The sequence below is a fragment of the Streptomyces sp. NPDC020898 genome (assembly GCF_044333925.1).
Taxonomy (GTDB): domain Bacteria; phylum Actinomycetota; class Actinomycetes; order Streptomycetales; family Streptomycetaceae; genus Streptomyces.
In genome coordinates this window covers 109,710-119,272 of sequence record NZ_JBIRRV010000022.1, presented here as the reverse complement: position 1 = coordinate 119,272, position 9,563 = coordinate 109,710, and the positions used below count along the sequence as shown (strand labels likewise).

12 protein-coding genes are annotated in these 9,563 nt (G+C 68.9%); 4 read left to right on the top strand and 8 right to left on the bottom strand.

From position 1 onward, the window contains the following. Positions 1-344: 344 nt before the first annotated feature. On the bottom strand, positions 345-986 hold the full coding sequence (locus ACH4TV_RS41925; RefSeq protein WP_398406638.1) for a DNA-3-methyladenine glycosylase: 642 nt from the start codon (positions 984-986) through the stop codon (positions 345-347). 148 nt (positions 987-1,134) lie between these two features. Between ACH4TV_RS41925 and ACH4TV_RS41920 the strand changes: the two genes are divergently transcribed. From ACH4TV_RS41920 to ACH4TV_RS41910, 3 genes are all read left to right on the top strand, one after another. After that, positions 1,135-1,917, top strand: coding sequence for a sporulation protein (locus ACH4TV_RS41920; protein WP_398406637.1), 783 nt, complete (start codon positions 1,135-1,137; stop codon positions 1,915-1,917). A gap of 137 nt (positions 1,918-2,054) precedes the next feature. Further along, complete coding sequence (locus ACH4TV_RS41915) at positions 2,055-2,594, top strand: YbhB/YbcL family Raf kinase inhibitor-like protein (protein ID WP_398406636.1); 540 nt, start codon at positions 2,055-2,057, stop codon at positions 2,592-2,594. A gap of 144 nt (positions 2,595-2,738) precedes the next feature. Further along, the gene (locus tag ACH4TV_RS41910) at positions 2,739-3,245 is read left to right on the top strand and encodes an HNH endonuclease (protein ID WP_398406635.1); all 507 of its coding nucleotides are present in this window, start codon (positions 2,739-2,741) and stop codon (positions 3,243-3,245) included. A 77-nt stretch (positions 3,246-3,322) separates the two neighbouring features. Here the strand turns inward: ACH4TV_RS41910 and ACH4TV_RS41905 are convergent, their stop codons facing one another. The 3 genes from ACH4TV_RS41905 to ACH4TV_RS41895 all read right to left on the bottom strand — a co-directional run bounded on the left by ACH4TV_RS41905 (position 3,323) and on the right by ACH4TV_RS41895 (position 5,776). Beyond that, positions 3,323-4,291 (bottom strand): SPFH domain-containing protein, encoded by a 969-nt coding sequence (locus tag ACH4TV_RS41905; protein WP_398406634.1) that lies wholly within the window; start codon positions 4,289-4,291, stop codon positions 3,323-3,325. Between the two features lie 148 nt (positions 4,292-4,439). Continuing rightward, positions 4,440-4,871 (bottom strand): NfeD family protein, encoded by a 432-nt coding sequence (locus tag ACH4TV_RS41900; RefSeq protein ID WP_398406633.1) that lies wholly within the window; start codon positions 4,869-4,871, stop codon positions 4,440-4,442. Between the two features lie 113 nt (positions 4,872-4,984). Continuing rightward, complete coding sequence (locus ACH4TV_RS41895) at positions 4,985-5,776, bottom strand: ABC transporter ATP-binding protein (RefSeq protein ID WP_398406632.1); 792 nt, start codon at positions 5,774-5,776, stop codon at positions 4,985-4,987. Positions 5,777-5,905: 129 nt separating this feature from the next. On the opposite strand from ACH4TV_RS41895, the gene ACH4TV_RS41890 reads away from it, so the two are divergent. Continuing rightward, entirely contained in the window at positions 5,906-6,688 is a 783-nt protein-coding gene (locus tag ACH4TV_RS41890; RefSeq protein WP_398406631.1) for a hypothetical protein, read from the top strand. Positions 6,689-6,941: 253 nt separating this feature from the next. Here ACH4TV_RS41890 and ACH4TV_RS41885 read toward each other — a convergent pair whose 3' ends face one another. From ACH4TV_RS41885 to ACH4TV_RS41870, 4 genes are all read right to left on the bottom strand, one after another. Beyond that, positions 6,942-7,181, bottom strand: coding sequence for a chaplin family protein (locus ACH4TV_RS41885; RefSeq protein WP_398406630.1), 240 nt, complete (start codon positions 7,179-7,181; stop codon positions 6,942-6,944). 195 nt (positions 7,182-7,376) lie between these two features. After that, positions 7,377-7,622 carry a chaplin ChpE gene (chpE, locus tag ACH4TV_RS41880; RefSeq protein WP_398406629.1) on the bottom strand — a complete coding sequence of 82 codons (246 nt, stop codon included), beginning with the start codon at positions 7,620-7,622 and terminating at the stop codon, positions 7,377-7,379. 151 nt (positions 7,623-7,773) lie between these two features. Continuing rightward, positions 7,774-8,412, bottom strand: coding sequence for a response regulator (locus tag ACH4TV_RS41875; RefSeq protein WP_398406628.1), 639 nt, complete (start codon positions 8,410-8,412; stop codon positions 7,774-7,776). Beyond that, the gene (locus tag ACH4TV_RS41870; RefSeq protein ID WP_398406627.1) at positions 8,405-9,550 is read right to left on the bottom strand and encodes a GAF domain-containing sensor histidine kinase; all 1,146 of its coding nucleotides are present in this window, start codon (positions 9,548-9,550) and stop codon (positions 8,405-8,407) included. Before ACH4TV_RS41870 ends, ACH4TV_RS41875 begins: the two co-directional genes overlap by 8 nt. Between the last annotated feature and the right edge of the window lie 13 nt (positions 9,551-9,563).

Genomic DNA, 9,563 nt, shown 5'->3' with positions numbered 1-9,563 from the left:
CCCGAGACAATCTCTCAGGCTTTCCTCCGGGCAGTTTCCCTTCGGTCTTGCTGTCTTGCGTTTCCGACTCTACCAGACCGTTTTCCGATCCGATTCCCTGTCGGGGGGTTTGCCTCTGGCTTCTAGACTTTCGCCTGTCGGCCTTTCGACATTCACTACGTTAGCCGATTCCCTTGGCAACTCATAATCGGGTTCCGCGAGTTCGGAATTCAGCATGCAGGCACACCAAAATCGCCCTCGCCGAGAGGGAGTCGTAGGTAGTGGGTTGGCCACTTCCGGCTGCAGGCGATCGCCGTACCCGGTTCAAGCGGCTCGGACTACATTACGTACCCCCCAAGGGCTCGTCAAGTTGAGCGCCGACGGGGTACATGGGCCCGATATGGGCTCACCGTAGGGTCGTTGGAGATCCAGAAGCGCCAGGGGTGGACGCCGCCATCGCCGGCCACGCCGGTGCGCGGACCGCTGCTCACCTGGTCGGGGGTGACGGGGGTGCCCGTCAGGACCGTGAATGGTCCGGCGCCGGGGGCGCAGGCGTCCGTGCCGTCGAGGGGTCGGGCCACGTCCAGGGCTGTGGCCAGGCGGGCCGGGCCTTTGGCCAGTTCCTTGTCGCCTCGGGCTGAAATTCGACGTTTGCGGGCGAGCTCGGCGCCCTCGATGATCTCGCCGGCGCGGAGCAGGACCGCGCTCGCCGTGCCCTCGGGGCCGCACACCAGGTTCATGCAGTGCCACATGCCGTAGGTGAAGTACACGTACACATGACCGGGCGGACCGAACATCACGCTGTTGCGGGGTGTTCGTCCGCGATAGGCGTGGGAGCCGGGGTCGCTCTGGCCGTCGTATGCCTCTACTTCTGTGAGACGCAGTTCGATCGGGCCGTCCGGGGTGGTGCGCACGAGGAGGCGGCCGAGGAGGTCTGGGGCGACCTCCAGTACCGGCCGGTCGAAGAACTCCCTGGGGAGAGGCGTACGGTCAGCGGGCGCGATCATGCCGTCCGAGCGTAGTGCAGACGTGTCTGTCCGAGCGGGGTGGCCAGGGAGCCGCCGGCTTGCCAGGGTGAGGCACGGAACCGGCCACGGCCGGATCGCGTTTCTAAGGATCAAGGGATCGCTAAGGATCGCTGGGAAGAGGAGAGACATGGCGTTCAAGAAGCTGCTCGCGAGCCTGGGTGCCGGTGGGGCTTCGGTCGAGACGGTGTTGACCGAGGTCAACGTCGTTCCGGGCGGCGTCGTCCAGGGCGAGGTGCGGATCCAGGGCGGTTCCGTCAACCAGCAGATCGAGGGGCTGTCCGTCGGGCTCCAGGCCAAGGTCGAGGTTGAAGGCGGCGACCAGGAGTACAAGCAGGACGTCGAGTTCACGAAGGTACGGCTCGGTGGTGCCTTCGAGGTGCAGGCCGGTGCCGTGCACGCCGTGCCGTTCGGGCTGGAGATCCCCTGGGAGACCCCGATCACGATGATCGACGGTCAGCCGCTGCGCGGGATGAACATCGGGGTGACCACCGAGCTGGCGATCGCACGTGCCGTCGACTCCGGTGACCTGGACCCCATCAACGTGCACCCGTTGCCCGCGCAGAAGGCGCTCCTGGACGCCTTCCTCCAGCTGGGCTTCCGTTTCAAGAACGCGGACCTGGAGCGCGGTCACATTCGCGGTACGCGGCAGAAGCTCCCCTTCTACCAGGAGGTCGAGTTCTACCCGCCGGCTCAGTACCGGGGCCTGAACCAGGTCGAGTTGAGCTTCGTCGCGGACGAGAACGCGATGGACGTCGTGCTGGAGATGGACAAGAAGCCGGGGCTGTTCAGCGAGGGCAGCGACACCTTCCGGTCGTTCCAGGTGGGGCTGCACGACTACCAGGGCACGGACTGGGCGGCGTACCTGAACCAGTGGCTGGCCGAGGTCGGCAGCAAGCGCAACTGGCTCTAGTCGGACCAAGGACCATGAGGGAGGGGCCGGAACACCGTGCGGTGTTCCGGCCCCTCCCTCATTCGGTCGCTCTTGCGTCGGGCACCGACGGGTGGCAACTAGGCTGGTGGGAACCGATCCCACCAGGAGGTGCCCAGGTGACCGAGCTCAAGAGGCCGCCGCTGCCGCACGACTTCCATCCGCCTGTGCCGTCGTTCACGGTCACGAGTGAGGATGTCGAGGCGGGCGCGACGCTCAAGGACGCTCAGGTCCAGGCGTCCGGCAACACCTCGCCGCAGTTGCGGTGGGAGGGGTTCCCGCCGGAGACCAAGAGTTTCGCCGTGACCTGTTACGACCCGGACGCGCCTACGGGCAGCGGCTTCTGGCACTGGGTCGTGTTCGACATCCCGGCCTCGGTGACCGAGCTGCCGGCGGGTGCGGGCAGCGGCAAGTTCGAGGGGCTGCCCGAGGGCGCGGTCCAGGTGCGCAACGACTACGGCACGAAGGACTTCGGCGGTGCCGCGCCGCCGGCCGGGGACGGCCCGCACCGGTATGTGTTCACGGTGTACGCCGTGGACCAGGAGAAGTTGGGTCCGGACGCGGACGTAACGCCTGCGGTCGTCGGATTCAATCTGCGGTTCCACGCGATCGCGCGTGCCCAACTCGTCGGTGAGTACGAGGTTCCCGCCGAAGACTGACGTTCATTGAACGTTTGCCCGCCTCTGGTCTTGGAAGTGATCAGAGGCGGGCATTTTTTATTGCGTTGTCCATCTCGTCGTGCCCGGCCAGAGTTGATCCAAGCCCGCCACGCGGCGGGCCGGTGAGCAGAGGAGGTGGGCTGGATGCGGGACACGCTGGTACTGAACGCGAGCTTCGAGCCGCTGTCGACGGTGACGTTGAACCGGGCCGTCGTTCTGGTGCTGCAGGACAAAGCCGTTGTCGAGCAGGCCCACCCCGTGATCCGTATGCGCGGTGCGGCGGTCGACATACCCGCGCCGCGGGTGATCAGGCTCTGCCGCTACGTCCGGGTGCCGTTCCGAAGACAAGCTCCGTGGTCGAGGCGGGGTGTGCTGGTCCGGGACCGGCACAGGTGCGCGTACTGCGGTCGGCGGGCGACGACCGTGGACCACGTGGTGCCGCGGGCGCAGGGCGGCCAGGACGCCTGGCTGAACACCGTCGCGTCGTGTGCGGAGGACAACCACCGTAAGGCGGCCCGGACTCCGGAGCAGGCGGGGATGCCGTTGCTGCGGCAGCCGTTCGAGCCGACGCCTGCCGACGCGATGCTGCTTGCTCTCGGACAGGATGACCTTGAGTCGTTGCCGGACTGGTTGGCGCAGCCGGCGGCGTAGGCATGTTCGGGTGAGTGACACAGCCCCGCGCCCCTCGAAGGGGCGCGGGGCTGTGTCACTGGAGTTCTGTGTAGCCGTCAGTCGGTGATTGACGGCTTTTCTCGGCGCTCCGTGCCGCCACCGGAGTTGCCTCCGCTGTCCGAACTGCCCGAACCCCCCGAATCACCTGAACCGCCGCCGAAGTTGCCGAACGCGCCGGACAGACCCTTGAGCGCGTCGCCGATTTCGCTGGGGACGATCCAGAGCTTGTTGGCATCGCCTTGGGCGATCTTCGGGAGCATCTGGAGGTACTGGTAGGAGAGGAGCTTCTGGTCCGCGTCGCCGGCGTGGATGGCCTCGAAGACCGTACGGACGGCCTGGGCCTCGCCCTCCGCGCGCAGGGCGGCGGCCTTGGCCTCACCCTCGGCGCGCAGGATCGCGGACTGCTTCTCGCCCTCCGCGGTGAGGATCTGCGACTGACGGATACCTTCCGCGGTGAGGATCGCGGCGCGCTTGTCGCGGTCGGCACGCATCTGCTTCTCCATCGAGTCCTGGATGGAGGTCGGCGGCTCGATGGCCTTCAGCTCGACGCGGTTGACGCGGATGCCCCACTTGCCGGTGGCCTCGTCGAGGACTCCGCGCAGGGCCGCGTTGATCTCCTCGCGGGAGGTCAGGGTCCGCTCCAGGTCCATGCCACCGATGATGTTGCGGAGCGTGGTGACGGTGAGCTGCTCGATGGCCTGGATGTAGCTGGCGACCTCGTACGTCGCCGCCCGCGCGTCCGTCACCTGGTAGTAGATGACGGTGTCGATGTTGACGACCAGGTTGTCCTGGGTGATCACCGGCTGCGGCGGGAACGGTACGACCTGCTCGCGGAGGTCGATGCGGTTGCGGATGGTGTCGATGAACGGGACGACGATGTTGAGGCCCGCGTTGAGCGTCCGCGTGTAGCGGCCGAACCGCTCCACGATGGCGGCGCTGGCCTGCTGGATGACCTGGATGGTCTTGATCAGGGCGATGAAGACCAACACCACCAGAATGATAAGGACGATGATGATGGGTTCCATCGTGGATCCCCGTATCCCTTCTCCGCCTTGACGCTCGCGGAAAGATCGTATGCCTGTTGAAGATCCTGCTTGTTGAAGATCTTGCTGGTCGAGTGTGACAGACCGTCGGCTGCCCCGTGGACGATCCGTTCACTTACGTCGTACGAGGTCACATGACGATCGCCGTGGCCCCCTCGATCTCGACGACGTCCACCTCCTGGCCTATTTCGTAGGCGAGTTGGGCGTGGAGGGAGCGGGCGGACCAGACCTCTCCGGCGAGCTTGATCCGGCCGCCGGAGCCGTCGACGCGTTCCAGGACGACGGCCTGTTTGCCCTTCAACGCGTCGATTCCGGTGGCGAGTTGGGGCCGGTCTACGCGATGCCGGGTCGCGATGGGCCGTACGACGGCGATGAGCGCGGTCGATACGACGGCGAACACGAGCACCTGGACGACGACTCCGCCGCCGAGTCCGGCCGCGACGGCGGCCGCCAGCGCACCCGCGGCGAGCATGCCGAGTTCCGGCATCGCGGTCACCACGAGCGGGATTCCGAGCGCCGCCGCGCCGACGAGCCACCACACCCATGCATCGATGTCGTTCACGTGGTCATGGTAGGTCCGCGGGCCTGGTCACCGACAGGGCGCCGATCAACTTGGCACAGGGTTCTTCCAGTTGTTCTACAAGGCGTTTCGTGCGCACGAAGTGTCGTACGCCGTCAGGCCATTGGCAGGCCCTGCGCGGTCCAGCGTTCGCCGCGCTGCTCGACGACGAGGGGGAGGCCGAAGCACATCGAGAGGTTGCGGGAGGTGAGTTCGAGCTCCAGGGGGCCGGCGGCGAGCACCTTGCCCTGACGGATCATCAGGACGTGGGTGAAGCCCGGGGCGATCTCCTCGACGTGGTGCGTGACCATGATCATGGAGGGTGCGATCGGGTCGCGGGCGAGGCGGCCGAGACGGCGTACGAGGTCCTCGCGGCCGCCGAGGTCGAGGCCGGCGGCGGGCTCGTCGAGGAGGAGGAGCTCGGGGTCGGTCATCAGGGCGCGGGCGATGAGGGTGCGCTTGCGCTCGCCCTCGGAGAGGGTGCCGAAGCGGCGCTCCAGGTAGTCGCTCATACCGAGGCGGTCGAGGAAGGCGCGGGCGCGCTGTTCGTCGATGTCCTCGTACTCCTCCTGCCAGCCGGCCGTCATGCCGTACGCGGCCGTCAGCACCGTCTGGAGCACGGTCTGGCGCTTGGGCAGCTTGTCGACCATGGCGATGCCGGCCATGCCGATGCGCGGGCGCAGTTCGAAGACGTCGACCTTGCCGAGGGTCTCACCGAGGATGGTGGCGGTGCCCTGGCTGGGGTAGAGGTAGCTGGAAGCGAGGTTCAGGAGGGTCGTTTTCCCCGCGCCGTTCGGGCCGAGGATGACCCAGCGCTCGCCCTCCTTGACCGACCAGGAGACCTGGTCCACCAGAGCCCGGCCCTCGCGGACCACGGATACGTCCTCCAGCTCCAGAACATCGCTCATGAGCGGGTTGTCTCCCATTGAAGTGTCGGCCAGTCTCGCGTTCGTGTGCGCCTGTGGGCGCAGCCCCCCACGAAATCTACGCCACCGGTCGGCCGGTCCCTCCCCTCGGTCGGTCCTTAGGGTGGAGGCATGCTCTCGGAACCACGCTCAGGACGACTGGCCGCATGGGGAAATGCCCTGTTGGCCGGACTTGTTTCGCCGGACGACGCGGTAGTGGCCATCGTCGGGGAGGACGCCGTGCACCGGGTCGAGGGGCTGCCCGGTGAGTCGGCGCCCGTCGGTCTCACGCTCGCGCTGGGGCGGCTGCGGACGCTCGGGGCGTCCGGGCTGCGGATCGCGTTGCCCGCGCCGGGGCATCCGCTCGGGCTGAGCGGGCCCCCCGAGTTCAACGCGCGGGCGCTGGACGCGGAGGAGGCGGTGATCTGCGAGGACGCCGCGCTGGGGCTGGTGCCGGAGGTCTATGAGGCGGGGCCGGCCGGCGACGTGCACGTCGAGGTCGTCTGGCACTGCCTGCCGGTGCGGGAGGCGCCGCCCGCCGATGTGCCGTCCCTCGGGGAGGCCGAGCGGGAGTTGGCGGAGGCGTTGCGGGACGCGACGGCGGTGTTGGCGCGGCTGGACGTCGCCGGGTCGGGGCCGGTCGCGGAGGCGGCGCTCGACGCGTACCGGGCGCGGACGGAGCGGGGGCGCGAGGTGTTGGCGCCGGGGTATCCGCCGCGGGCGGTACGGGTGCTGGAGCTGGCTCAGCGGGTGGGGTTGCTGATCTCGGTGGCGTCCGAGAACGGGCACGGCGGGGCGGTGAGCGCGTCGGAGATCGCGGCCCGGGCGGAGGCGTTGCGGCCGGTGGAGCGGACGGCTCGACGGGCCCAGGTCGCGGCGTACAACTCCGTTGTGGTGGAGCGGGGGGCGCGGTGAGGTTTGTTGTGCGGTGCGGGGAGCTGGGGTGGGCGTCTGCTGGGGGCTGCGCCCCCAGACCCCTGCTACGGCCCTGAACGGGCCTCGTCCTCAAACGCCGGACGGGCTGAAATGCCTGGACCGGCGCCGCAAAGAGGTCGCACGGATGAGGAACGCGGGGCCGGTCCGGAAACCCACCTGCCTCGTTCTGCGAACAGCCGAGAGCCCCGCGAACCGTCTGCTCGTTCGCGGGGCTCTCTGTGGCGTCGCGGCGTCAGTCGTTCACGCCTTTGTTGCCGAAGGCGGGGTTCAGGGCGCCGATGAGGTTGGCGGTGTTGCCGACCACGTTGACCGGGACGTGCACCGGGACCTGACCGAGGTTGCCCGAGCCCACGCCCGGCGACTTCGCGGTCACACCGTGGGCGTCCGCGTCGGCGACGGCGGCACCGGCGGAAGCGCCCGCGGCGACACCGGCGATGGCGACGGCCACGGCCACCTTCTTGGCGATGTTCATGAGACGGGTTCCTCCTGCGATTGCGTGGGCGACCCTGCCGCGGGTCGTACGCTGCGCGACGCGGGAGAAGTCCCGGGTGACACGGATCCCGATGACAAACTGCCCGTTTGGGGCAACCCGCCATGTCCGACCGGCCCCCCGGGCGTACCCAGGAGGCCGGAGGTCAGGACCTCGGTGCCTCAGTGGCTCGGTACCTCAGTGGTTGAGGCCGAGGTTGCCGAAGGCGGGGTTCAGCACGCCGATGACGTTGACGCTGTTGCCCACCGCGTTCACGGGGATGTGCACCGGGGCCTGGATGAGGTTGCCCGAGGCGACGCCCGGCGAACCGACGGCCTTGCCGTTGGCGTGCGCGCCGTCCGTGGCGGAGGCGAAACCGGCGCCGGCGGCGACCAGGCCACCCGCAACCATCGTCACAGCAGCGGCCTTCTTCAGGTTCTTCACGTCTTGAGCCCTCTCCCTACGTTCACCGCGGCAGGTCGCCGCAGCACGCACTGAAGAACGCCGGAGATCCAGGAAGGATGCGCCATCTGGGGGACATTCCCACGACGGTATGAATCTCAGCCCGGAACGGAACGCTCCGAATTGCCGATCATCAGGCCATACCATGACGGACCGCCCACAACGCCGCCTGTGTACGGTCCGCCAGGTCGAGTTTCATCAGGATGTTCGAGACATGCGTCTTGACCGTCTTCTCGGACAGCACCAGCGCGCGGGCTATCTCCCGGTTGGAGCGGCCGTCCGCGATCAGGCTCAGCACCTCCCGCTCCCGCTCGGTGAGCGAACCGCCCCTCCCCTGGCCCGAGTGCGTCTCCTCCTGGGTCAGCAGCGCGCCCGCGACCTCCGGCTGGAGCAGGATGTGCCCGGCGTGCACGGAGCGGATGGCACCGGCGAGGGCGTCGGGGTCGATGTCCTTGTACACGTACCCGGCGGCGCCCGCGCGCAGGGCGGGAACCACCGTGCGCTGCTCGGTGAAGCTCGTGACGATGAGCACGCGCGCGGGGTTGTCGAGTTCACGAAGTCTGCGCAGCGCCTCAACGCCGTCCATGCCCGGCATCTTGACGTCCATGAGGACGACGTCGGGTTTCAGCTCCTCCGCGCGGTCGACTCCCTCGGCTCCGTCCGACGCCTCGCCCACGACCTCGATGTCGTCCTGCACTTCGAGGAACGTGCGCAGGCCCCGGCGGACCACCTGGTGGTCGTCGACGAGCAGCACCTTGATTGCGTCAGCCACCGGGGACCTCCATCTCGATCGTGGTGCCCTTGCCGGGCGCCGATTCCACGTCCAGCCGGCCGCCGACCCCGCCGGCCCGGTCGCGCATGGAGACCAGGCCGAGGTGGCGGCCGGCGGTGCGTACCGCCGTCGGGTCGAAGCCGGTGCCGTCGTCGGTGATCCGCAGGGCGGCGCCCTGGCCGCGCTTCGCCAGGGTCACCTCGACCCGAGCTGCCCCGGAGTGCCGCAGCGCGTTGTGCAGGGCCTCCTGGGCGACCCGCAGCAGGGCCTCCTCCTGGGCCGCCGGCAGGGCGCGGACACCGCGGCTGTCGAAGGTCACGCGCGCGGAGTGTGCGCGGTCGAGGACCTGGACGTGGGTGCGGAGCGTCGCGATCAGGCCGTCCTCGTCCAGAGCCGCGGGGCGCAGCTCCACGACCGCCGCGCGCAGTTCGTCGGCCGCTTCCGCGGCGAGCACGGCGACCTGTTGCAGTTCGCCCTTGGCGCGGGCGGGATCGCGGTCCACCAGGCGGGCGGCGGCCTGTGCCGTCAGGCGCAGGGAGAACAGTTTCTGGCTGACCGCGTCGTGCAGTTCGTGGGCGAGGCGGGAGCGCTCCTCCGCGATGGTCAGTTCACGGCTGCGCTCGTACAGGCGGGCGTTGGTCAGGGCGATCGCCGCGTGCTGGGCCAGGATGGAGAGGAGGTCCTCGTCGTCCTCCGTGAAGCCGCAGCCGCCGGACGGTTTCGCGCACCTCTTGTTGGCCAGGAACAGTGCGCCCAGCACCTCGTCGCCGTCCCGGATCGGCAGGCCCAGGAAGTCGGACATGTCGGGGTGGGCGGACGGCCAGCCCTCGAAGCGCGGGTCCTTGCGGACGTCGGCGAGGCGTTCGGGCCGGGCCTCGTGCAGCATCGCGGCGAGGATGCCGTGCTGGCGCGGGAGCGGGCCGATGGCCTTCCACTGGGCGTCGCTGACGCCGTCGACGACGAACTGGGCGAAGCCGCCGTGGTCGTCCGGGACCCCCAGCGCCGCGTACTGCGCGTCGAGCAGCTCTCTGGCGGAGGCGACGATCGTCTTGAGGACGTCGCGCACCTCCAGGTGCCTGCTCATGGCCAGCAGCGCGGCACTCACCGCGGCCAGGCCGGACCGTGGTCCTTGACTCATGCCCTCACGGTAC